Below are 23,734 nucleotides of genomic sequence, written 5' to 3' on the forward strand. Positions count from 1 at the left end.
TTAGGAAGGGGGGAAAATGGGGGATCAATCTCTTATTCAAACTACCATAAATAAATCGCCCTTTACAGGAATTTATGGAAGCACAAGTACAACAAGTTATTGCTTCTCTTGCTTTGATAATTAACAACTACTCTGGGGAGGTTCTAGCTTACTTCGGTTCACCTGATTATTTTAATAATGTGAAATTAGGGAAAAATGATGGAGTTCAAGCTTTGCGTCAACCTGGTTCTACTTTAAAGCCGTTTGTATATGAATTAGGTTTGGAAAAAGGCTTAATTAAACCTAATACTATTTAGGCGGATATTCCTTCTCATTATGAGATTCCGGGGGCAAAATTATATAGCTCTACAGATTAGACTAACAGTTTTCTCCATCCTGTACGGGTAAGAGTTGCTTTAGCAAGTTATTTAAATGTAAGTAGGTAGACACAAATAAACATAACTATGTAACAAAATGTAAATTACTTGAAACCCTCGGGATTGCTTGATTCCCCTTTGCTGCATTCCCTATGACATAGTTATAAATTTTTCCGCCCACCTACTTACCTCCGGTAAAGGTTTTAGAAAAAGTCGGTGTACAAACTTTTTTAAATCGCTTCCATGAATTGGAGTTCACACATCTGAATCAAAGTGCTGAATATTACTGTTTGGGCGTAACTTTAGGTAGCGGTGAGGTGAGTTTATGGGAACTTCCAAGGGCTTATTTAACTATGGCCAGGTTGGGGAAAAGTACGCCATTGGTAACAACTAACTATATTAAATAATTCCCCAGTCTCTAGTCCCCAGTCCCTAACTCCATAAACTGGCAATTAATTATTGATATGTTGAGTGATCGCTATGCCCGTGCAACTGCTTTTGGTGTAGACTCAGTATTAAACTTAACCTACCCTGTTGCTATTAAAACTGGCACTTCCTCAAATTATCGGGATACTTGGACTGTCAGCTTTACCACAGATTATACTGTCGCTACTTGGGTGGGTAACTTCAACGGTGAACTAATGCGTCAAGTATCTGGTGTTACCGAGGCTCCACCTTCATGGAACCGCATCATGTTACATCTGCATGAAAATCAACCACCCGCAGATTTTTCAACACCAAAATGATTAGTGCAGTTACCCATCTGTGCTAATACAGAGTTAAACCCTACACCTCATTGTAATTGTAGTTGAGTAGTGAGGAATATTTCTCCTTAGAAGATAAAGTTGCTTATGAAAATTCTGCTGATTTTCATAAGCAACTTTATCTTCTATATATGATGAATGGTTAGCAAAACAGCCACAAGCAAATTTTTCATCTGATGAGTTAAGGATTCTATTTCCCCGTAAGGGCGATTTATTTCTTCTTTCTCCCGGTGCAGAAGGACGGCAAAAACTAAAATTTAAAGTTGCTGGCAATTCTCATCAGTCTATAGAGTGGTGGCTAAACGGGAGAAAGTTATCTGCACAATCAAAGACACAATCAAACAATAAGATATTTTGGCAATTACGCATTGGAAATTGGACTCTGGAAGCCAGAAGCAGCAAGCTGCACCAGCAAATAAAGTTTTAAGTCGAGGTAGGAAATGTTCAACTAACAAGACAGGGTTTTTCTGTAGCCAATCCCACCATTTCTCCACATTCTAGAAATTGATGAATTTCTTCAAAAAAATAAAATCTTTCTTCCAGAATATGTCTGACAAAATTTGATGTTCCAAGAACTGAGCTTTTCAAGAAGGTATCGAACCATGACAAACACACAAGAAAACAAGTCTGCTAAAAAGACAAAACAGTCTTTTCCTCCTGTTGATATTGGTACTCCTAAAGTACCGGTCCGCAAAAGCAAAGCGAAACAGCAAGAACGTGAATCACTCAGTGACTGGGAAAACGCGAGTTAACAAAATACAGGTGACAGGTCACAGGTAATAGGTGAGAGAAGAGAAATTAACTTAACAGGAAGACAGTACAGACCAAAAAATTGTTAAATTAAGTTAACAGTTAAGACTGTGCAATGTGCTTTAGCTTAAGTTAAAAATGAAAGTAGCAATCACGGGAGCAACAGGATTTGTCGGTAGTCGTTTGGTAAAACGGCTGCAAGATGAAGGGAATATAGTATTAGTGTTAAGCCGGAATACCAATTCTGCCCACAAGGTTTTTCCCTCTCAGGCTTTCCCAAATGTAGAAATTATGGGCTATACACCAGGTGTATCTGGTGCTTGGCAAGATACGATTGCTGGTTGTGATGGTGTGGTAAATTTGGCAGGAGAACCCATTGCAGAGGAACGTTGGACACCAGAACGCAAGCAAGCTATTCTCAACAGCCGCAAACTGGGTACACAAAAAATTGTGGAAGCTATAGCCAAGGCTAACCCTAAACCCACTGTGCTAGTCAACGCTTCAGCTATTGGCTACTATGGAACTAGTGAAACTGCTACTTTTGATGAAAATAGCCCTTCAGGTCAAGATTTTCTAGCCCAAGTTTGTCAAGAGTGGGAGGCACAAGCACAAAAGGTAACAGATGCTAATGTGCGCTGGGTAATTTTGCGCTTTGGTATTGTTTTGGGTCATGGTGGCGCTTTGGGTAAAATGATTACTCCCTTCAAACTTTTTGCAGGTGGTCCAATTGGTAGTGGTCGGCAATGGTTCTCTTGGATTCACATAGATGATATTGTTAATTTGATTCTGCAAGCTTTAACCAAGCCTAATATGCAAGGCATATATAATGCTACTGCCCCTAATCCTGTGCGTATGGCAGATTTAAGCACAACGATGGGACAAGTGATGAATCGTCCTTCTTGGTTGCCTGTTCCTTCTTTTGCTTTAGAAGCGATGTTGGGAGATGGGGCAATTATGGTGTTGGAGGGTCAAAAAGTTATCCCTCAACGCACTCAATCATCGGGTTTTCAGTATCAATATCCAAATTTACAATCAGCATTAACGGAAATCTTGAATTAATTTGTAATTCAATTTAGGATTTTAGATAGGATTTTAGATTGGTAATTGGTAATTGGTAATTGGTAATTGGTAATTGGTAATTGGTAATTGGTAATTGGTAATTGGTAATTGGTAATTGGTAATTGGTAATTGGTAATTGGTAATTGGTAATTGGTAATTGGTAATTGGTAATTGGTAATTGGTAATTGGTAATTAAATCATATTTCCTATTCCCTATTCCCTAATTCCCTATTCCCTCTTAAATGTCACCTGTCACCTTTCATCTGCTATAACTAGTTTTTCATCAATTTCTTAGAAACCCAACTGGTAATTCCACTCACAAGCGCCCCCCCCATAAGGATGCCAATAGCTGGGTTAAATATAGGTATCCATAGTTTATGCCATAAATCTAAACCTAAATTGATTCCTGAAGCATTACCAGCAACGGCTACAGCAAACCAAATAAAACCTAAGGTCACCAGGAAAACATCAGCTACTAAAATTAAGTTCAGCCAATTTAATAGTTTATCTTTCATGTCCATTTGTTTTCGGTATCTTAATCTATTAAGAAAGGGAATTTTAGAAGATTAGTTATCATAATTCGTAATTTGTAATTACGAATTATGAATTACGTATCCCTCAAGACACTTGGAAGGCACTATTACGAATTATTCTTCAAACAGCCATTTTTTGACTTTAGCCAAACCTTGCCAATCGGGTTTTCTGGTTAATCCGTCTTCAATGCTCTTTTTAACTTCTTCTTCCCATTCTTTGTTGACAAAAATCAACTGTTGTGCAAAATCAATATGTTCGCGCAAACCCTTCTGACCGATTTCTAACATGGCCAAGGCCAGATTAATTCTGGCTTGTGGGTCTTGTGGGTTTAATTTTATTGCTTTGTTTGCGGCTTTGTAAGCTAACTGGGCTTTGTTATCAAGTAGATATAGCCAAGCTAGACAAATCCAAGCTGAACTGGCTTTGGGAGAGCGATCGCACACCTCTTTAAATACAGGGATGAGGCTTTCTGCTGATTCTCCGGCTTTATAGCGTTCTAAACCTGTATCAAAAAGTTCTTCAATTGTGGTAGTCATTAGTCATTAGTCATTAGTCATTAGTCATTGGTAATTGGTCATTGGGGATAGGCTGTAGGCTGTAGGGAAAACGTAATTTATCACCTATTGCCTATTACCTATTGCCTTTTTCCGCTGACATCTCACCATTGATATATTACACTCCGAAGGATTTGCCGCAACCGCAGGTTTGAGAAGCATTGGGGTTAGTGAATTGAAAACCCCCACCAATCATGGCATTGCTGTAATCTAGCATCAGTCCATAGAGATATAATAAGCTCTTGCGATCGCACAGAATTTTGAAGCCATCATAATCAAAAACTTCATCCTGTGGGGTTATCTTACTAATGTCCTCAAAATCCATCATGTAAGACATGCCAGAACAACCACCTTGACGAACTCCCACCCGTAAACATAAGTCTTGTCCTTGACTGGCTTGGAGAGATTTTACCTGGACCAATGCTGCTTCACTCAACAAAATGCCGCGTTCTTGAGTTTGAGTTGCTTGTGTCATGTGCTGTTTCCACTCCTGAATTATTTTAAACAATACCCTGTATATGCTGTTATTAGCTTTGGGGCTGCTCTTTCAATATTTTGTTCTATTCTAACCCGGATTTCTCACAAGCAGTAAAAAATAAATTTACATGACCTGATGTGAGACTAAATTTTGATACATCATCCATCAAAATTGAATCACAGAGATAAATTAAATATAAAATCGCATTTATAAAGCTAAAAAAGTCACTATCTTTTTATTGGTAGTAAAATCAAAATGCTCTGTTCATAAAATTAAGCATGACAAAACAAGACTTGAATCAACCCAAGGGCGAAGTCTGATTAATTAGAAATAAGTTAAAGGCAATTTAACTTCAAATTAAGCAGTATTAGTAAGCATTCTTAAGCGTCTATGAGCATTAGTAAAGATATGTCTGTATGGGCAAGAACTAGTAATCGCAATTAAAATGGGACGTGTACTTACAGTAATTAAAGCTCCTAACTTCAATAATTTGGTACGAATAGTCCCAACAGTAGCATTTTGTAATTCGGTTTTAGCTAAACATTTTTGACCCAAGGCATTGAGCAAAACCTAAGCTATAGAAGAGAACCATAAACCTAATTGATTTCCCGCAAATGTATGGGTGCTTATTCTATCACTAGAAAGTTCTAATTGTTGTTCTTTAAAACGATTTTCCATCTCCCCTCGCTGATGACAATATTTTTGTCTATATAGTTGACTAGGAGGTACTTTATTAGTAGAGAGTGAAGTTACAACAAAACGAACATTAGTCCCTTTTACTCCATATTCAACTTTAAAAACAACACGACGACTACGGCTCCAAGATTCACGAGCTTTATAGTCTAAAGATTTATAGCAAATTGAGTTATTAATCAAGTCACCAGCAAATTCTGCAAGTTCTTCATCTGGTTTAAACATAGTTTCTAAGAATGAAACTACTGTTGGTAGTTTTTGCTCAAACTCAAGGGATGCTCTACTTTGAGTCGTTCTAGTCATCCCAATTAAACAACTATTTTGCGCCAATCCAAAAACATAATCCACACCCATTTTGGATTCATACCATGTCATGATATCGTCTCTAGAATAAGCACTATCTCCTGTTGACCTATTTGTTTAATCACTCTTTGTACTTCTGATAATGCCCCAAATGCTGGGTCTAGGTTTGAAGGGCGAAGTTTGGCTGCTAATAGATGTTTTCCACAGAAAACATAAAGTGGAGCATAGCAGTATCCCCCATCATAAGTATTCAAGAAAACTTGCTCCTGATAGCCGTGTACTAAGTCATCAGTTACATCTAAATCCAAAACAATTTATGTTGTTTCTTTGGCGTAAGATTCTAGAAATATTTTGACAAATAAGCTTTCAATTGCTGATGGAGAATGCCCGATTTTATGGTACCCGCTGTCTGTTCCTTGTTCCACATCTTCAGGACAATGTTCCAGGGGATTTAATGTACTCTTTCCTGCCAATGTTGCAGGTTCATTCTCTACTCTAATCCTTTTTCCTAAACCTATAGCAAACATCTGGTCATGACGTAATTCTTCGTGGTCATTCAAGTCTTCATACCCCATGACCAGCCCGTATATTCTTTGTTTAATTAAGCTCTCTATTGAATGGTCAATCCGATTTGGCTTTCGGTAATCTTGGAAACATTGTGCAAACTGTGATGTGATTTGCAATTTTCTGTCTATTTCAGCAATTAAGCTTAATCCTGCATCTGTTCTTACTTGTCCACCCTAGAAATTGACTATCACTGGCAGCCATTTTCGTTGCTCAAATTTCAACTGTTTTGGTATACAATCTGTTGAAGATGGGGTCATGGTTTACAATTGCTGAAATGCTTGCTATATATAAATTTTCGCAGTCTTTAACCCCTTTTTTTTATCTTTTTGTGAGAAATCCGGGTCTAACTGCATTGATTAGGTATAGACCTAAATTCTCAACACTTTATCAACAGCAGCTAAGGATTTTTATTCTAGAATTGAGAGGTTCGGTGTATTGAGAGATGGGGTATATTTCCAGTTTCAGCCACAAGCAGTCTGAGCAGTAACCACTCTTAACGTACAGCAGGGAAAATGTGTGTGATCCGAATTTTAGCCATTCCCTACAGTTAACTTCTAAAATAGATTTTTTTTGATTAACTTACTCTATGACAAGTTTTAATCGCTCTACCAGTCGTCGTTTGAAGAAATTACCCCAAATTCCTTCTATATGGGAGGGCGATCGCCGACCGTTATCATCATCACAGACCCAAACCAAAGACTCCCAAGATTCCCAGGGGGAATGTATTTTATGGGTGGATGGCTCTCAAGGTATTGTTAGAGCTATGGACATGGTATCTCCAGAACTCGGTCCAGAAGCCATAGTTCGCACCTTAATGCGAGCAATGGAGCATCCTCACAGTCCGGCTAAACCAGCTAGACCACAAAGAATTGTAGTCAGAGATAGGGAAATCCAATTTTACCTGCGCGGGGTATTGCAAGATTTGGATATTGCCATTGACTATGTATCAGAACTACCTTTAATTGATGAACTGTTCCATTCTTTTGCGGATATTATTGATAGCCAAATTCCCAATTTACCTCCACAGTATGCAGAGCTCCTCCACCAGAAGGCTTTTGCCACCTGGGAAGCAGCACCTTGGAATTTTCTGGAAGAACAGCAAATTTTGTCCATAGAAATTAATACATGGGATGTAGGGACACTCTATGCTTCAGTAATGGGAATGCTGGGGATGGAGTATGGGATTTTGTTGTATCGCTCTGAGGACTCTCTTAAGCGTTTCCGTGCAGATGTGTTACAGGATAATGAAGAATCAAGTGAGGGGTTAGAAGAGGCTTTTCTGAAGCAAGACTGCTTATTTCTGACCTTTGAGCAAGTTGACGAAGATGAAGACGAAGATGAAGATTTAGCAGAATTACCGTTATCGGAAATTGAACCCACCTTTGGGAATATTCATCCCTTGGAAGGACTGCGATCAGTTTTGTATGAAGATGAAGCTTTAGTGATGTTTGTGTCTTTGGAAAGCCTGCTTCGCTTTATCCGAGATTACCGTCATCAGTTATATGAAGAAGACTTCCCCTCCATCAATCGTCGTTATCGGATTTCTGTCCCAAATGCAGATGAAGCCACCAAATCAGTATCTGTGACTGTCTCCACTATGCCGGAATTGGCAGCAGAGTTGGAAGGAATGGCAGGTTTTGATATCTCCGAGCAAGACGAGTTTGATACTACAGAGTTTCGGTCTTTGCGAGATGACCTCATCCCTGAAGATTCTTTTCTCAGCGTGGGTGTGATTTCTTGGGAAATGTTGAAGTCGCTACATCAGGAAGTGAATTACCACACAGGAGAGGAAATTGCGGAAGTTGGTGATGGTTTACCCGTGATTTTAATTCAAACTTCCCGTCCCAAAGCCAAAACTGTAATTGAAAATATTCAGGATGCTGGAGGATTGAACGCCATTTGCTTTAATCCAGGTGCAAATCCCTTGAATGGTGAACGATACGATTTAGGGCTGTTACAAACTGAAAATGGGGAACTTTTCTTGTTTGGGGAGTTTTTAGATAATGACCCCATCCATGTGGAAGCCAGAAAAAAATGGACTCAGCGATGTAAAAATACCAATGGTTATTGCGGTGTGATTATTGCTAAGGGATTAAGGGGAGCTTCACGTGGTAATCCACAGTTAAAAGACATGATGGCTCTGTTTGAAGCGCGATCGCTTTCTCCTCAAGATTTAGGTCTTGGTACACTCCAACTTATGCCTCAACTAGAATTTGAATAATCACCCATGCTAGTTATTAACATGGAGAATATTAAACATTTTTCCTCTGATTTGTTGTGAACTACCTTAATCATAGTAGTGTTGTAGTCTATGTAATTACCACAGAGTAATATATATCCACTACATCAATAGATTAGATTTATCTGTGGATTTCTACAATTACATTAGAGGGTTTCTTGCTGCATAATTCTTTAAAAGAGAGTGATGTTAATCAAAAAAATGATTGCCACAAAAACAATCCTCAATGCGATGAGCAGTGAATTCTGCATATTGCGTTCACATGATTACCCATAATTAGGAGTAAAGCACAGACATCCAGATGAAGGGACGTAAAGAAAATTTACTTGAAGTAAATGAGAGACTTAATCAGAGAATCCAAAATTTAAAATCCAAAATGTTATTATCTAGGTTCTAGTAACTTAGAGTAGTAGATTGGTATTTTGATGCTGCTTATATTCTATTACAAGTAATACAGCCTACTGACTTTAGTAAGTTGATTACAGGAAAAAAGCTTTTTCTAGTCCTGTCCCCTTTGTTTCTACATTCTACTTCAACAGATAATTTTTCTACAAAGAACTGTATTTATTTATGACCTTGCTATTTTCTGGAAGCTAACTCTGATATTATCATTTTTCCATTTTGTAGACCGATTCGTCTGAACCTATTAAAATACAGCAAATTGCATGATAATGACAAATAAAAAATGGGCTGTTAAACGTATAACTGTTAATCTAGCAACGCAAGAAGCGGAAAAACTAGAAAAATATTGTCACCAGACAGGTAGACCCGCTACTGATGTGATTCGAGAACTGATTAGAAGTTTACCCGTCACGGAAGAGGTGATAAGTGACAGGTGATAAGAAATGAATAGGGTTTAGGGTTTAGGGGCAACAGAGGAAAATAACTTAACTGAGGACTCACGGTTAGGGTGCGAAAAATCCTGATTTTGGGCATAGGGCATAGGGCATAGGGCATAGGGCATAGGGCATAGGGCATAGGGCATAGGGCATAGGGCATAGGGCATAGGGCATAGGGCATAGGGCATAGGGCATAGGGCATAGGGCATTAGAAAAATTTCTCCCCCATCCTCCCCATCCTCCCCATCCTCCCCATCCTCCCCATCCTCCCCATCCTCCCCATCCTCCCCATCCTCCCCATCCTCCCCATCCTCCCCATCCTCCCCATCCTCCCCATCCTCAATCAGCCGCAAATTCCGACATTAACTCAGTTACAATCTGTAAAGAAACTGATAGCACGGAGTGGCGTAAGCCATAAAGGAACTAAGGAATGCGTGTTGCAATAGTAGGTGCGGGACTGGCTGGGCTGTCCACTGCTGTAGATTTAGCTGATGCGGGTTGTGAGGTACAAATTTTCGAATCTCGTCCGTTTGTTGGTGGTAAAGTCGGTAGTTGGGTAGATGGTGATGGCAACCACATTGAAATGGGGTTGCACGTATTTTTTGGGTGCTATTACAATCTGTTTGAGTTGATGGAAAAGGTGGGAGCAGGTGAAAATTTACGTCTTAAGGAACATTCCCATACTTTTATCAACAAAGGTGCACGTACTGGGGCTTTAGATTTTCGTTTCATCACTGGTGCGCCTTTTAATGGCTTAAAAGCATTTTTCACCACTTCCCAACTTTCCCTACAGGATAAATTACAAAATGTGATCGCATTGGGAACTAGCCCCATTGTTCAGGGTTTAATAGACTTTGACGGGGCAATGAAAAATATCCGCAATTTAGATAAAATTAGCTTTTCTGACTGGTTTTATCGTCATGGTGGCAGTAAAGGCAGCATCAAACGGATGTGGAATCCTATTGCCTATGCTCTCGGTTTTATCGACTGCGATCATATTTCTGCCCGTTGTATGTTGACAATTTTCCAGTTTTTTGCAGTCAAAACTGAAGCTTCTATTCTGCGAATGCTGGAAGGTTCACCTCACGAATATTTACACAAGCTAATTATTGAATATCTTGAAGCCAGAGGCACAAAAATATATACCCGTCGTCAAGTGCGGGAAATTCACTTTGCTGAATCAGAGGCAGAAACCCGCGTTACTGGTATAGTTGTTGCCCAAGGTGATACAGAAGAAATAATTACCGCTGACGCTTACGTTTGTGCTTGTGATGTGCCAGGAATTCAGCGCGTTTTACCGCAAGCATGGCGGAAATGGTCAGAATTTGACAACATTTATAAACTTGATGCTGTCCCAGTGGCTACAGTGCAGCTACGGTTTGATGGTTGGGTAACGGAATTGGAAGATGAGGAAAAACGGAAACAGTTAAATCAGGCCGAAGGGATAGATAATTTGTTGTATACCGCCGATGCTGATTTTTCTTGTTTTGCTGATTTAGCTTTAACCAGTCCAGCAGATTATTATCGTCCTAGGGAGGGTTCATTGTTGCAACTGGTATTGACACCGGGAGATCCTTTTATTAAAGAAGGTAATGAAGTGATCGCACAGCACGTCCTCAAACAAGTCCATGAACTCTTCCCATCGTCAAGAGAATTGAACATGACTTGGTACAGTGTAGTTAAACTAGCTCAATCCTTATATAGAGAAGCACCAGGAATGGACGCTTACCGTCCTGACCAAAAAACACCTATACCCAACTTCTTCCTAGCTGGTAGTTATACCCAGCAAGACTACATTGACAGCATGGAAGGTGCAACTATTTCTGGAAGACTTGCAGCTAAAGTGATTCTGGAAAGTTTGAATAATTAGGTGACAGATGAAAGGTGACAGTAAAGAGGGAATAGGGAATAGGGAATAGGGAATAGGGAATAGGGAATAGGGAATAGGGAATAGGGAATAGGGAATAGGGAATAGGGAATAGGGAATAGGGAATAGGGAATAGGGAATAGGGAATAGGGAATAGGGAATAGGGAATAGTGATTTAATCACCAATCACCAATCACCAGTTACCAATCTAAAATCTAAAATCTAAAATCTAAAATCCAATGGCTGAATGGTTAGAACATAGCGTACAGGTAGAAGTAGAGGCTCCTATGGAATTAGTATGGAGTCTGTGGTCTGATTTAGAACAAATGCCTAAGTGGATGAAATGGATTCATTCAGTGAAAATTTCGCCGGATGATCCAGATATTTCTCTGTGGAATTTGAGTACAGGAGGTTTAGAATTTAAGTGGAAATCCAGAATTCTCAAAGTTGTTCCTAACCAAATTATCCAATGGGAATCTGTTGATGGTTTGCCAAATCAGGGCGCAATTCGCTTTTATGATCGTCATGCTGGGAGTATTGTAAAAATGACTATTTCTTACGCTATCCCTGGTTTTCTGGGTAAACTGATGGATAATTTATTTCTAGGAAAAGTTGTTGAATCAACAATTCAAGCAGATTTAGAGAGATTCAAAGAATACACTCTCAATATGAAAGTAGATTGACATACTCCCCGCCTTAGAAGGGGGGAGATTCTGGGGTCAAACAGCAGTTGCAGGGTTACGCCTGTCTGACATCACCTAACCCAATGGTTGATGCCCCAACCATTTGAATGTTTTTAGCCGCATTCTGATCCCGTCCATTAATTGACACCTGTCACTTATTCCCTGTCGGAATAGCCGCGATTAATTTCTGCGTATATTCTTCTTTGGGTTGAAGATAAATGCTTTCTGATGTCCCTTCTTCCACTATTTTCCCTTGATTCATTACCAAAATGCGATCACTCATAAATTTGACCACACTTAAATCATGGGAAATGAAAATATACGTCAAATTAAAATCCCTTTGCAATTCTTTTAACAAATTCAAAACTTGTGCTTGTACCGAAACATCCAAAGCCGAAACCGACTCATCACAAATAATAAACTGAGGATTTAAAGCCAACGACCGCGCAATACAAATCCGTTGACGTTGACCACCTGAAAACTGATGGGGATAGCGTTTCATATCATCCGCACTCAATCCCACCCGTTCTAAAAGTTGTATAGTTCTTTCTTTTCGCTGTTGTTTTGATTTACCCACACCATGAATCAACAATGGTTCCATAACTGCATCACCAATTTTCATCCGGGGGTCAAGGGAACTAAAAGGATTTTGAAAAACAATTTGCATTTCTCGCCGCAATTTTTGCAACGATTCTCCTTTAAGGTGAGTGATATTTTGTCCTTTAAAAGTAATTTGACCGCTCATGGGTTCAATTAATCTGAGCAGACTTCTACCCAAAGTGGTTTTACCACAACCAGATTCTCCTACCAATCCCAAAGTTTCGCCTGGATAAACATCAAAAGAAACAGAATTCACTGCTATATTGTAGCGTTTTGTGCCGCCAAACACTCCCCGCACAGGAAACCCAACTTTGAGATGATGAATTTGTAAAAGGGGAGATTTCTCTTGCAGATTTGCCAATCTTTGGTTAAGTTCTTCCTGAGTAATTTGCGGTGGTTTTGCTGGTTCTTTGGCTCGAATTACTAGCTGTCCACTTTCATCTTCCTGTAAACTCATGTAATCAGAAACTGTGAGGAGTTTGTGCGGACGACAATGTAGAGTAGGACGACAAGCTACCAAACCTCTAGTATAGGGATGTTGGGGATTACTAAAAATTTGCGATACTGCACCATATTCCACAATTTTACCTTTGTACATCACCCCTACTTGGTCAGCAATTTGCGCGATTAAACTCAAGTCATGACTAATAAAAATCATCCCCATGTTGCGTTTTTGCTGCAATTCCCGCATCAACTCAATAATGGTTGCTTGTACTGTCACATCTAAAGCTGTGGTCGGTTCATCAGCAATTAACAGTGATGGGTTACAAGAAATTGCCATTGCAATCATCACCCGTTGTAACTGACCCCCAGAAAGTTGATGGGGATAGCGTTTCAACATCGCTTCTTTGTGTTCTTTCACCAACTGAGCTATTTGATAATCACTGCTTGGAGATAATTTAGAGTCAGTTAACTGGCTACTATCAAGATATTGCTCTTGAATTTCTTGGTCACTAGGTAAAAGTTTAACTTCTTGTAGACCTGCGATCGCAATTCTCTTGGCTTCAACTGCATTGACATTTTGATGACGCATAATTGCTTCTGTCAGCTGAAACCCAATATCATAAACCGGGTTGAGAGAACTCATCGGTTCTTGAAAAATCATAGCAATATCACCACCCCGGTAAAGCTGCATTTCTTGGGTAGGTAAAGCCAGTAAATCCAGCGGTTCGGCATTTTCCTGCGGACGAAACCAGATTTGTCCTTCATTAGCTTTACCGGGATATTGCAACAAACCCATCACAGCTAAAGCGGTTACTGATTTACCACTCCCAGACTCTCCCACTATTCCTAGAGTCTCACCTCGATTTAATTCAAAGCTAATCCCATCTACAGCTTTAACTGCGCTGTCATCACCGGAAAACTCAACTTGTAGATTGCGAACCTCTAGGATAGTTTCTTTCATAAATCTGGGGTAGTAATTACAGGGAATGGGGAACAGATAACAAAAGACTTCTTCAGCTTTTGATCACCCATAGCGGTAATTTTACCGATTGTTACACGATTTTGGATTTTAGATTGGAAATCCCCTTCTGTGTCCCGGTTCTGGGTAACTATTGGTTACAATGATCAATTAATTCTTTTCCCCAGTCCCCTATAACTTGGGTAAAATCTCTGGAATTAAATGACCGGGAACTTTGGATAAAGCCAGATTCTGTCCTTTAATACCTAATTCATTATGGAAAGTCCGAATAATTTTGACTATGTGAGTAAAAGTTGTGTAATAAGCTTCCGTGTTCTTATCCAAGCCATTTAATGAATGTACATGATTATCCAAAGAGGCTTCTAAATGCTGAGAAAGGATTCTTTTGTCACCAGTAAAAGATGGATCTGTGACTAATTGATAATGAGCTAAACCCAAATTATTCTGTGTTGCCAACACATCAAAACTGATATTTGTGCGACTCAAAGAATCGGCTATTTTCAAAGTTTCTTGATATGTTTTGATACATAATTGCAGGAAATTTTGGCGAATTTCTTTAGTTACTTGTGGCAGATTGGCTATGTGCCAGTAGGCAGTACCCAAATTATTGCGAGTTCCTGCACAGGCATTAGGAACATGAGCCGATGTACGATATTTTAAAGCTTCCAGGTAGAAATCAACCGCCAATTGTAAGTTTTCCAATGGTGTTTCATATTGGGATAAATTCCAATAAGCAGTACCAATGTTATTTTGGATCATGCCATACTTCAGAGGTTCATCAGCAGGTTGATAGTAAGTAAGTGCTGAATTATAAGCTGCGATAGCTTGTTTGAGATGTTCCACAGGCTGGATATGTTGCCCTAAATGCCAATAGGCAGTTCCCAAATTATTTTGACAAGCCGCATATTTCAAAGGATCAGTTTCCTCAGTTCGGTACAGAAGTGCTTCATTGTAAGCTGTAACTGCTTGCTGCCAATTTTCCACAGGGTTGGAAAACCGCGCTAAATCACCATAAGCTGTCGCTAAGTTGTTCTGCACACGAGCATAAATTTCTGATTGACTATCAGGTGAAATTAGCTTAATTGCCAAGTGATAAAATTCTATTCCTTGCTCGATATAAGTTTTGCCGTCATCACCACTCCCTGCTGTGCGGTGGAGCATCCAGTAAAGTGTTCCCAAATCATTTAAAGTATCTGGGAGTTGTGGTGAAGTGTAATCATAGCTAACTGCTTCCTGATAGGCAATAATGGCCACCATTAAGTTTTTCGGACTGGACTGTCCTTGCTCAATGCGAAGCCGATATAAATTCCCTAAATTATTATAAGCTGTTGCTAATTTTTCCGGGCTAGCTTCCTGTATTTGTAATTGTTCAATTACCCAAAGAAGTTGTTGTGGTTGCAAATTTTCATCTGCATCTTCAGCAATATTGTTGTCAAATGTTGATTTGACTAAGAAAATTAACTCATTGTTAATATGGGAGAAAAATGAAAGTAGAGGAATACTAGTTTTAACGGCAGATATTATTGTTGCATTGGGTGGTTGATTTTGAAGGATTTCGGATGTTTGGTTTATAAAATCATCATCTTGAATAAACTGGAATTCTTGAACAGTCTTGTCTAAGGACTCATCAGAGGGAATTGATTCATCAACAATAGATATCTCCAAATTTCCTAAATCTACACTTCGTAAACTAGAGAAATTTTGATGATCTCGATTATCAATACTTGGTGTCGGTTCTCCAACAAAGATAAATACACCTGTCCGACAATGCCAAAATTTTGGTGCTGATTGCTGGATAGCATGCAACCAAGGACGGGGAACCCAAAATAGCAGGCTAGATTCTAGAAATGAACTAGGTTCTTGGGTAGGAAAATACTGCTCGCTCAAACGAAGATACTGCAGAAATAAACGCTGTACCGCTACTGATTGTTTAGTTAGCAACTCCACACCAACAATTTGAAATGCTGGTATTGGTAACGGACGGCCAGGAGTGTCTTTTGATTCCCCCACAATCGGTGGAGGATAATTAGCTAACCATTGATTTATCTGTGCTATAGGATTGGGATCATTTAAATTCAACCGCAATGTCACTAACCTTGGATAAGCTGGAGTGCTAATTCCCCCAGTCTCTGCTGGTTGATATAGCACTTGTCCTACTGGATAAGCCAAGGTTGAATGCAACCGAGTAGCTATTTGATTTCTTAAATGTAAGTCATCACATACAGCAAAAAATATCTGTCGTCGCAAGCCAATACTCAGGGCAAATTTCAGGCGTTGATATACTTGCCGATTCCAAGCAAAAATATCTGGAGGTAGGATTTCATTCACGCTCATGGTGGCTACAAAAGCCGAAATACACTATAGATTTTAAAGTCAGGCAAATAAAGTTAACTAGAAAATCTCATATTTCTGATTTTCAAGTAAATGTTTTCTGCTCAGGATAAATCGAGTTTTCAAAGCTTGACAAGACACTTAGTATTGAATTAGCTTTATAAGCTTTTTAATTTTAACAAAAAATAAAAAAATCAGGCTCATCCTAATATGAGAACCTGAGATGCGAAAAAATTAAATTTTATTAAAATATTTTGAGTTTAACTGAGGTTGGAAACAGAGAAGGCGACAAAAATCAAGCCACCAACTAAAAGCGCAGCAGCAAGCCCTAAAATAAAATAAGTGCGCTTTTGCCCATCCGTGGGAGGTTCGGCTTGATAAACCTTGGGTTCACGGGCAAAATTGTTGATAAGACCGCCTTCTTCGTTGGTATAGGGCATGAAGTGATTCCTTTTGATCTTCGTTTCGTTTATTTAATGTTACATAAATTATAGTTTGTATAGTTTTACTTTGATAAAAATCTATAAATAGTTACATCTAGTAAAAAATTATATTTTTAGCTATAGCTTAAGTATTGACAAATTAAACAATTTATGAACTCATTCAATACGGTCAGTATTCTCGTGAGATGCTGTTTTTACGCACTTCGTGACTACAGGATTCACTGATGTTTACTTTTCCCTAGTAAATTTATTCCTCTTTGAGTAAGAATTCTATTAACACAAATATCCATATAAAATAAGTATGTTCCTATACTAAGTGAATCTGCGTAGCATATAAATATCTCAATATTATAATTATGCAAAGAATCTCTATAGAAAATTTTAGACCAGTTAAAAAGCTTGAGGCTGATGTAACAGATGTAATGTTATTAATTGGAGCGCGGTCAAGCGGAAAAATTACAATCAGTAAGTCAATTTTTATATTTAAGTCTATTAAAGATGAAATTATTAATTATATGATGATTATATATATAATAATATGCAGAAAATATAGAAATATAGAGTATTTCCCAAACCATTATATATATAATTAATTAATGCCTTATTAAGGTTGAGGAAAATCTATTTTGTCCAATATTTTGGACTGAACCCAGATTCAGAACAATTTAGGATTACATATCAATATTAAAGTGAAGAACAACTAAGAATTTATAAATCTGAAGATAATCTAGATATAAAATTAAGCCTTTCATTACAAAATGAATTAATTTTGCTAATTAGAGGAATTTTAAATTACAAAAATATTTCTAAATAACAACAGAATAAACTTAAGTCATTAGAAGAATTAAGAGAACTAGAATCAACCAGAAGATTACAGGTTAAGAATTTTAAATCACGCATTGATAGTATTCTTGAAGAAACAAACTATCCGGTATTTATTCCTGCGGGTAGAAGTTTGATGTCTACATTGAGTGATCAACTTCAAGATATCAAAAACCCAGATACTTTAGACTATTTTACTAAATCTTTTCTAGAGGCAATTAATTTATTGAAGTCTTATTTTACAGATGATTTAACTACTTTAATTAAAAATAAAGATGTTGCTTCAGATACAGGTATTGATTTATCAATACTATAGGTTTAAAAAAATCCTCAAGGGTGAATATAGATTTAATGCTGATCTTGATAAATAAAGAACTTATTTTAAGAATAACCACTATGTTAAAGTACAATATGCTTCATCAGGACAGGAAGAGTCCGTTTGGATTTTATTGCTGATATTTAGATATATTTTAGATGAAACGAGTGTATTTATGGTTTTTGAAGAACCAGAAGCACATCTTTATCCTGAAACCCAAAGTGATATTGTAGAACTAATTGGTTTATTAGCAAATCTTTATCATAATCAAATAATTAAAACCACCCATAGTCCCTACATTTTATCTGCTTTTAACAATCTTTTATATGCTTATCAAGTCGCTAAAAATAAAGTTGTTAATGAACGAATGAGAAGCGGTAGAAAGCATTGTCAATAGTAAAAGCTGGATTGCCCCTGCTCGCATTTCAGCTTATTTTACTTATGAAAATCGCTGTGAGTCAATTATGGAGCAAGAATTAAAATTAATTCAAGCTGAAAAAATATATAGCGCATCCAGTATAATTAAAGACAAATTTCATGATTTATTCAACCTAGATGACTGAAATATGTGTAAGGATTTCTTTAGAAAAAGTGAATGTCATGAATTTTGTGATATGTAAAAAGCCCTAATTATCAAAGATTCAGGAAATAAACAAGAGTACAGGTGCGATTCATTGTTAGTTGAATCACGGTAATCAGTCCGTACATAAGCTAAACAGCCCAATTTAGTAATAGAAAAGGCTGAACTCTCGGTCTGATATGGGTGAAAGAAAGTCCCATCTACCAGACTCAGGTATGACTCCCTATCTGCCCACACTGACTAGACTCGGTATCTAGAGGGTGAAGCTGGGAACAGGGCATAATCAGGGATCCGTTGTGGGGTGACTCTGGTGCTAACGGGGAATTCCTACGGTGAAACAGAGCCTCAAAAAGCAACCAACTTATGAGCAGGATACAGACTTTATTGGAGCTAAATCCCGCTGCATGTCTGTTGGTTGAATTGGCTACACCTAACGGAACAATCTATCTAACCGAGGGAACGAATAAAGACGGGTTGAAGGTCAAAGGGAGGTCGAACCCTATGTAGGCTGGACGAGCAGCGGAACCCCTTCAATTCGGGTAGGACAAACCGTAAATTGGTTTGAGGTGTTGAGAATATACAAATTGGAGCAGAGCATGATTTAGACACAGAGACAACTCTAGTGAATCCTGGAAAAGGTTACCTGGGAATTTCTTCCCAGGTAACCTTTTCCGCCTACAAAGACTCGTATATAAAGCTATTCAAGTTGGCTACAAGCGGAAAGAGCAGTCACTACAAAAGCTGATTCTGAAATCTACCTCTGCAAGATTACTGGCCATCCGTCAAGTAACACAGCTAAATGCTGAGAAAAAGACAGGGGAATAGAGGGGAAAACCGCACTCTCCTTTGAGCAAAGGTTTGAACTAAGTGAGAAGCTTAGAACCGAAGTTAATATGGGAACATCAGGGATTACGTGAAATACCCATTCCCAAAAAGGATGGTAAAACCCGGATTCTCAAAGTCCCTACTATTGCAATTACTAGACAAAGCATTCCCATCAGTTCCTTATTCCGAAAACAAACACATCAATGTCAAAGGAGAGAAATCACCCTAGGACGGTGATTTAACTTATTGGAGCGAACGCAATAGTAAGTTATAGGATGATAATACCTCTAGAGCAATTAAACGGCAAAACCATAAATGTGGACATTGTGGATTAAAAATGCTTAGTGATGAGAAGGTACATCTCCATCATGTTGATGGAAACCATCAAAACTGGAAAACTAAAAACCTTCTAGCAATACATGAAAGGTGCCACGATTATATCCATATCAGCAAGCGCGAAAGCTAAGAAAATCGGAAACTCGGTGCGGTGAAAGTCCCAGGCCCAGATTTAACTGAGAGGGGCGGGGAATAATGTCCCCTCTCGACTCAACTAGTTACTAACAACAACGGTAGAGAGATTTGTAAAATGAAGGTATATGGTTGTTTAATCACAGAAGGTGAAAGATGTGATTATCTAATTGTATCCTGTGAATATAAACTAGCGTTTTTTGTGGAATTAAAAGGACATGATTTAAAAAAAGCAATTGGACAAATATATTCATCTATAACTAAACTGCTGACTGAAATACAAGAATTCAAAATTCATGCACGTATTGTATTAAATAGAAATCCAACTCCTGATATTAATAGTTCTATTGAACTTAAACTCAAGAAACGTCTTAAACAACAAAATGGTAAAGATACTCTTGCTCTGATCAAATATAAAAGTAACGTGTTAGAAGAAAGTATGTGAATTAGAACTCACACAGGATATATTATCTCAAACTCTTATTTCTCCAGGGCGAACCTATGTAAATATAGTACTTATATACTAAGGAATGAGAAAGGTAGGGAGGGCTGATGATATAGAGGTTGACCAATGAGGCTCTGATGGTAAAGTCATTGTAAAAGTAGAAGAAGAAAGTCCCAAAAAGTGTGAAGCTCAAGCCCACAATCACGATTACTGACCACGTTGCACAGATGGAAGATCCAAGAGTAGAGGGGAGGAAACGACACAAGTTAATTGACATTCTTACCATTGGAATTTGTGCAGTAATTTGTGGAGCAGATAGTTGGGTGGCAATTGAACTCTATGGCTGCACAAAATATGAGTGGTTAAAAACCTTTTTAGAACTAGGAAATGGGCTCCGGTCCCAGGACACATTTGGAAGGGTATTTACACAATTGAATCCGCAATAATTTCAAAATTGTTTCTTGAACTGGATGAAATCAGTACATAAGATAAGGGATGGTGAAGTTGTGGCAATTGACGGAAAAACTTTATGTGGTTCTCATGGTAAAAATAGTGACTAGAGTGCAATCCAAATGGTAAGTGCATGGGCAACTACAAATAAATTAGTGTTGGGACAGGTGAACGTGCATGAGAAATCAAATGAAATTACAGCAATTCCCGAATTATTAAAGGTTTTAGAATTAGCTGGATGTATTGTCAGGATTGATGCCATCAGGTGTCACAAAGACATAGTAAAGTTAATTACGCAAGAAAATGCAGATTATGTAATTACTTTAAAAAAGAACCAAGGTAATCTGTATGAGTCAGTAGAACAGCTATTTAAGTCAGGGATAAGTACAGGTTTTCAAGAGCTTCGATATAGCAAATATAAACCCGAAGAAACAGGGCATGGTCTTCATGGAATCCGCAATTATGTGATGTTACCTGGAATTGGGTTTCAGCTTGACCCTGATTCAGTTTGGTCAAATCTCAAAAGTGTTGGGATGGTAGAACCTATCGGACAAGTGGATGATAAAACAACAGTAGAGACTCTTTGTTTTATTAGTAGTCTTGAGTTAAATACAGAACAATTGGCTAATTCTGCCTGCAGCCATTGGGCAATAGAAAATTCATTGCGTTGGGTATTAGATGTAGCTTTAAAACAAGATGACTGCCGGATTAGGAAAGATAATGCTCCACAAAACTTTGCAGTAATGCGCCAGATAGCAGTCAATCTTTTGGGTAAAGAGAACCCCGTGAAGCGGGGGATAAAAAATAAACAGTTTTTGGCAGCAATGGATAATAACTCTTGAGAAAGAGTTTTAGCTTTAGCCTCAACTAACTTGTCAACAATTTACTTAATATTTTCTTCTACTTATTTTTACAGATAAGTTTACTTATTTATGGATGAATAGTTAGCTCATTTATCCTTAGCTAAGGGTTATTCAATTGGAGATAAGCTAATTCATCGCTTAATAAAAAAGTGATTGATTTTGTTTATATATCCATCAAGCTTTGCACTTATATATATAGATGATTTTAAAATCCTCATTAGTTTTTATTAGGAAATAAGGTGCGTTTCCCCTGCTTATTTCTCTGCGTTCTCTGCGCCTCTGCGGTTCGTTATATCAAAAGTTAGATCCCCAACTTTTCCCAAATATCAGGGATCTAAATATTAGCTACCCAGTAATGGTCCCAGTCAAAGGAGAACTAGCACTAGCATAGTCTTTCATCGGCATCCTTCCCGCTAAATAAGCCATACGGCCCGCTACAGTTGCTAAATTCATCGCATAAGCCATTGCTGGGGAATTTTCAGCCAGTGCGATCGCACTATTAATTAACAACGCATCCGCACCTAATTCCATCGCTTGTGCAGCATCCGAAGGCTCACCAATACCAGCATCTACCACCACAGGTATCGTGGCATTTTCAATAATAATCTGAATATTGGCAGTAGTTTTCAGCCCTTGTCCTGAACCAATAGGCGCTGCTAGAGGCATCACCGTTGCAGAACCAACATCTTCTAAACGCTTGGCTAACATCGGGTCTGCATTAATATAAGGTAAAACAGCAAAACCTTCTTTTACCAATTGTTCTGCAGCTTGCAAAGTGCCAATCGGATCTGGAAGCAAATACTTAGAATCAGGTATAACTTCTAACTTGACAAAATTATTATCTTCCTGTCCTAATAACTTTGCCATTTCCCGTCCTAAGCGTGCCACTCGAATCGCTTCTTCCGCAGTTTGACAGCCAGCAGTATTAGGCAACATCCAGATTTTACCCCAATCTAAAGCTTCCGCTAAACCTTCATGTCCCGGTGCATTGGTTTGTACCCGTCGCACTGCTACCGTCACAATTTGACAACCACTAGCAGCAACGCTTTTCTGCATGACCCCAGTGCTGCGATATTTACCAGTTCCCGTGATCAAACGAGAGTGAAAAGTTTTACCAGCAATTATTAATCCTGAATCTTGCAGTTTCAGCTCCGCAGCTTGTAGAGATAAATTTTTACTATGTCCGTTAGTGAAATTAGCAGGATGAGTAAGCATGGATGTTGTCGTAGATGACTGGTTTTGAAAGCGCGAATAATGGAAATTAGTTAAAAGAGGATCAGTTTTTTGTGACAAAATCAAATCACCAATTAACACGGCTGTGACTGGTGCAAGCAAAATACCATTGCGATGATGACCAGTAGCGAAGGTTAAGTTTCTACAGTGACTATCGCCTAAAATCGGTAATTCATCGGGGGTAGCAGGGCGAAATCCCCACCACATTTCTTGGATGGGATAATTTTGTAATTGTGGAAACAGACGAGTTGCAGCTTGGAGTAAACTTTGAATCCCCGCTGGTGTGTTATCGGGAGTAAAACCCACATCTTCACTAGTTGCCCCTAAAATTATAGAGCGATAGCTACGCTCGCCGCTGACAACGCGACGGGGGACAATATAAATATTGTCACCAAATAACACCCGCGTCAAAGGTAATTCTGTCACAAATTCTGGTACTCCCAAACGCAGCATTTGGCCTTTGCGGGGACGCACTGGTAAAGGTAATAATTGATTTACCCAAGCACCAGCGGCTAAAAGATAATGGTCAGCACGAAGTAAACCAATGTTAGTTTGAACACCTATAACTTCTCCTTGCTGTTGAGCGATCGCTTCTACTGTTACTCCATCCTTGAATTCCACACCCAAAGACACAGCCGCATTCCGCAAAACTTTGACCAAAGCCCGATTATCAACTTGCCCGTCTTCAGGATACCACCAGCCGCCAAGTACATCCACTCCCAAACCTGGCTGATATTCGTGAATGGGATCTTTGTCTAACCAATAAGCTGGGGACTGGGGACTGGGAATAAATTCTTTTTTCACCTCTGCTCCCCTGCTCCCCCGGTCAGCGTAAGGGATTGCTCTTTGGCTGACTTCATGCTCCCCTGGTTTTTTATACAATGGTGCGAGGATGCCACAAGGCCAATAACCTGTATTTAAACCCGTCAATTCTTCTAATTTGCTTGTCCAGTCGGGATATAAAGCACGCGCTCGCCAACACAAAGACAACATCGCTTCATTGGCGATATTTTCTGCATCAGGAGCTAACATTCCTGCGGCAGCATAGCTGGCAGCAGCAGAGTGATCACGGCAAAGTACAGTCACATTTGCACCACGTAATTTCATCTCCACAGCGCAAGCCAACCCGATAATGCCACCACCAATAATTAAAACGTCGCTAGTCATTAGTCAATAGTCATTAGTTATAAGTCATATATAATTACATAACTCATAACTAATAACTTATTTACTCAAGACTAAGAACTCA

17 protein-coding genes and 5 pseudogenes are annotated in these 23,734 nt (G+C 38.7%); 13 read left to right on the plus strand and 9 right to left on the minus strand.

The window, feature by feature from the left end:
- Positions 1-50: 50 nt before the first annotated feature.
- The 3 genes and pseudogenes from AAZO_RS44295 to thyD form a co-directional block, all read left to right on the plus strand.
- Positions 51-1,628 (plus strand): annotated as a pseudogene (locus tag AAZO_RS44295) (penicillin-binding transpeptidase domain-containing protein); the annotation flags it as partial.
- A gap of 94 nt (positions 1,629-1,722) precedes the next feature.
- Positions 1,723-1,872: a hypothetical protein gene (locus AAZO_RS35845; RefSeq protein ID WP_013192964.1), complete on the plus strand. Its 150-nt coding sequence runs from the start codon at positions 1,723-1,725 to the stop codon at positions 1,870-1,872.
- A 136-nt stretch (positions 1,873-2,008) separates the two neighbouring features.
- The gene (gene thyD / locus AAZO_RS22785) at positions 2,009-2,929 is read left to right on the plus strand and encodes a thylakoid membrane protein ThyD (protein ID WP_013192965.1); all 921 of its coding nucleotides are present in this window, start codon (positions 2,009-2,011) and stop codon (positions 2,927-2,929) included.
- A 272-nt stretch (positions 2,930-3,201) separates the two neighbouring features.
- Here thyD and AAZO_RS22790 read toward each other — a convergent pair whose 3' ends face one another.
- The 4 genes and pseudogenes from AAZO_RS22790 to AAZO_RS32075 all read right to left on the minus strand — a co-directional run bounded on the left by AAZO_RS22790 (position 3,202) and on the right by AAZO_RS32075 (position 6,315).
- On the minus strand, positions 3,202-3,444 hold the full coding sequence (locus AAZO_RS22790) for a hypothetical protein (RefSeq protein ID WP_041641924.1): 243 nt from the start codon (positions 3,442-3,444) through the stop codon (positions 3,202-3,204).
- Positions 3,445-3,576: 132 nt separating this feature from the next.
- Positions 3,577-3,999 carry a tetratricopeptide repeat protein gene (locus AAZO_RS22795; protein WP_013192967.1) on the minus strand — a complete coding sequence of 141 codons (423 nt, stop codon included), beginning with the start codon at positions 3,997-3,999 and terminating at the stop codon, positions 3,577-3,579.
- A 136-nt stretch (positions 4,000-4,135) separates the two neighbouring features.
- A complete protein-coding gene (locus tag AAZO_RS22800) occupies positions 4,136-4,492 on the minus strand; it encodes an iron-sulfur cluster assembly accessory protein (protein WP_013192968.1) in 357 nt (118 codons plus the stop codon).
- A 360-nt stretch (positions 4,493-4,852) separates the two neighbouring features.
- Positions 4,853-6,315 (minus strand): annotated as a pseudogene (locus AAZO_RS32075) (IS1380 family transposase).
- Between the two features lie 329 nt (positions 6,316-6,644).
- On the opposite strand from AAZO_RS32075, the gene AAZO_RS22810 reads away from it, so the two are divergent.
- The 4 genes from AAZO_RS22810 to AAZO_RS22830 all read left to right on the plus strand — a co-directional run bounded on the left by AAZO_RS22810 (position 6,645) and on the right by AAZO_RS22830 (position 11,686).
- Complete coding sequence (locus tag AAZO_RS22810; RefSeq protein WP_013192969.1) at positions 6,645-8,279, plus strand: DUF6930 domain-containing protein; 1,635 nt, start codon at positions 6,645-6,647, stop codon at positions 8,277-8,279.
- 683 nt (positions 8,280-8,962) lie between these two features.
- On the plus strand, positions 8,963-9,136 hold the full coding sequence (locus AAZO_RS22815; protein WP_013192970.1) for a ribbon-helix-helix domain-containing protein: 174 nt from the start codon (positions 8,963-8,965) through the stop codon (positions 9,134-9,136).
- A gap of 430 nt (positions 9,137-9,566) precedes the next feature.
- Positions 9,567-11,006 carry a 9,9'-di-cis-zeta-carotene desaturase gene (zds, locus tag AAZO_RS22825; protein ID WP_013192972.1) on the plus strand — a complete coding sequence of 480 codons (1,440 nt, stop codon included), beginning with the start codon at positions 9,567-9,569 and terminating at the stop codon, positions 11,004-11,006.
- A gap of 236 nt (positions 11,007-11,242) precedes the next feature.
- A complete protein-coding gene (locus AAZO_RS22830) occupies positions 11,243-11,686 on the plus strand; it encodes an SRPBCC family protein (protein WP_013192973.1) in 444 nt (147 codons plus the stop codon).
- A 55-nt stretch (positions 11,687-11,741) separates the two neighbouring features.
- On the opposite strand, the pseudogene AAZO_RS40040 reads toward AAZO_RS22830, so the two are convergent.
- From AAZO_RS40040 to psb34, 4 genes and pseudogenes are all read right to left on the minus strand, one after another.
- Positions 11,742-11,831, minus strand: a pseudogene (locus tag AAZO_RS40040) (RNA-guided endonuclease InsQ/TnpB family protein); the annotation flags it as partial.
- 6 nt (positions 11,832-11,837) lie between these two features.
- Positions 11,838-13,691 (minus strand): ABC transporter ATP-binding protein, encoded by a 1,854-nt coding sequence (locus AAZO_RS22835; RefSeq protein ID WP_013192974.1) that lies wholly within the window; start codon positions 13,689-13,691, stop codon positions 11,838-11,840.
- A gap of 189 nt (positions 13,692-13,880) precedes the next feature.
- The gene (locus AAZO_RS22840) at positions 13,881-16,043 is read right to left on the minus strand and encodes a tetratricopeptide repeat protein (RefSeq protein ID WP_013192975.1); all 2,163 of its coding nucleotides are present in this window, start codon (positions 16,041-16,043) and stop codon (positions 13,881-13,883) included.
- 257 nt (positions 16,044-16,300) lie between these two features.
- Positions 16,301-16,480 (minus strand): photosystem II assembly protein Psb34, encoded by a 180-nt coding sequence (psb34, locus tag AAZO_RS22845; RefSeq protein ID WP_013192976.1) that lies wholly within the window; start codon positions 16,478-16,480, stop codon positions 16,301-16,303.
- Positions 16,481-17,441: 961 nt separating this feature from the next.
- Between psb34 and AAZO_RS27740 the strand changes: the two genes are divergently transcribed.
- The 6 genes and pseudogenes from AAZO_RS27740 to AAZO_RS22870 all read left to right on the plus strand — a co-directional run bounded on the left by AAZO_RS27740 (position 17,442) and on the right by AAZO_RS22870 (position 21,231).
- A complete protein-coding gene (locus AAZO_RS27740; RefSeq protein ID WP_049790923.1) occupies positions 17,442-17,621 on the plus strand; it encodes a hypothetical protein in 180 nt (59 codons plus the stop codon).
- Between the two features lie 127 nt (positions 17,622-17,748).
- Complete coding sequence (locus AAZO_RS27745) at positions 17,749-18,018, plus strand: AAA family ATPase (protein ID WP_228371765.1); 270 nt, start codon at positions 17,749-17,751, stop codon at positions 18,016-18,018.
- An 873-nt stretch (positions 18,019-18,891) separates the two neighbouring features.
- A pseudogene (locus AAZO_RS44665) lies at positions 18,892-19,026 on the plus strand (reverse transcriptase N-terminal domain-containing protein); the annotation flags it as partial.
- A 42-nt stretch (positions 19,027-19,068) separates the two neighbouring features.
- A complete protein-coding gene (locus AAZO_RS44670) occupies positions 19,069-19,263 on the plus strand; it encodes a hypothetical protein (protein WP_041641926.1) in 195 nt (64 codons plus the stop codon).
- A gap of 349 nt (positions 19,264-19,612) precedes the next feature.
- Positions 19,613-19,939 (plus strand): hypothetical protein, encoded by a 327-nt coding sequence (locus tag AAZO_RS22865; protein ID WP_187289559.1) that lies wholly within the window; start codon positions 19,613-19,615, stop codon positions 19,937-19,939.
- A gap of 182 nt (positions 19,940-20,121) precedes the next feature.
- Positions 20,122-21,231 (plus strand): annotated as a pseudogene (locus AAZO_RS22870) (ISAs1 family transposase).
- A gap of 366 nt (positions 21,232-21,597) precedes the next feature.
- Here the strand turns inward: AAZO_RS22870 and thiO are convergent.
- Positions 21,598-23,652 (minus strand): glycine oxidase ThiO, encoded by a 2,055-nt coding sequence (gene thiO / locus AAZO_RS41995; protein ID WP_013192977.1) that lies wholly within the window; start codon positions 23,650-23,652, stop codon positions 21,598-21,600.
- Positions 23,653-23,734 lie beyond the last annotated feature (82 nt).

The organism is 'Nostoc azollae' 0708, from assembly GCF_000196515.1.
Lineage (GTDB): Bacteria > Cyanobacteriota > Cyanobacteriia > Cyanobacteriales > Nostocaceae > Trichormus_B > Trichormus_B azollae.

Coding starts and splice junctions, on each gene's coding strand:
- AAZO_RS22790 (WP_041641924.1), bottom strand. CDS start 3,444: ATGAAAGATAAACTATTAAATTGGCTGAACTTAATTTTAGTAGCTGAT.
- AAZO_RS22835 (WP_013192974.1), bottom strand. CDS start 13,691: ATGAAAGAAACTATCCTAGAGGTTCGCAATCTACAAGTTGAGTTTTCC.
- AAZO_RS22815 (WP_013192970.1), top strand. CDS start 8,963: ATGATAATGACAAATAAAAAATGGGCTGTTAAACGTATAACTGTTAAT.
- AAZO_RS22800 (WP_013192968.1), bottom strand. CDS start 4,492: ATGACACAAGCAACTCAAACTCAAGAACGCGGCATTTTGTTGAGTGAA.
- thiO (WP_013192977.1), bottom strand. CDS start 23,652: ATGACTAGCGACGTTTTAATTATTGGTGGTGGCATTATCGGGTTGGCT.
- AAZO_RS22865 (WP_187289559.1), top strand. CDS start 19,613: ATGAAGGTATATGGTTGTTTAATCACAGAAGGTGAAAGATGTGATTAT.
- psb34 (WP_013192976.1), bottom strand. CDS start 16,480: ATGCCCTATACCAACGAAGAAGGCGGTCTTATCAACAATTTTGCCCGT.
- AAZO_RS22830 (WP_013192973.1), top strand. CDS start 11,243: ATGGCTGAATGGTTAGAACATAGCGTACAGGTAGAAGTAGAGGCTCCT.
- AAZO_RS35845 (WP_013192964.1), top strand. CDS start 1,723: ATGACAAACACACAAGAAAACAAGTCTGCTAAAAAGACAAAACAGTCT.
- AAZO_RS22840 (WP_013192975.1), bottom strand. CDS start 16,043: ATGAGCGTGAATGAAATCCTACCTCCAGATATTTTTGCTTGGAATCGG.
- AAZO_RS22795 (WP_013192967.1), bottom strand. CDS start 3,999: ATGACTACCACAATTGAAGAACTTTTTGATACAGGTTTAGAACGCTAT.
- thyD (WP_013192965.1), top strand. CDS start 2,009: ATGAAAGTAGCAATCACGGGAGCAACAGGATTTGTCGGTAGTCGTTTG.
- zds (WP_013192972.1), top strand. CDS start 9,567: ATGCGTGTTGCAATAGTAGGTGCGGGACTGGCTGGGCTGTCCACTGCT.
- AAZO_RS22810 (WP_013192969.1), top strand. CDS start 6,645: ATGACAAGTTTTAATCGCTCTACCAGTCGTCGTTTGAAGAAATTACCC.
- AAZO_RS27740 (WP_049790923.1), top strand. CDS start 17,442: ATGTCTACATTGAGTGATCAACTTCAAGATATCAAAAACCCAGATACT.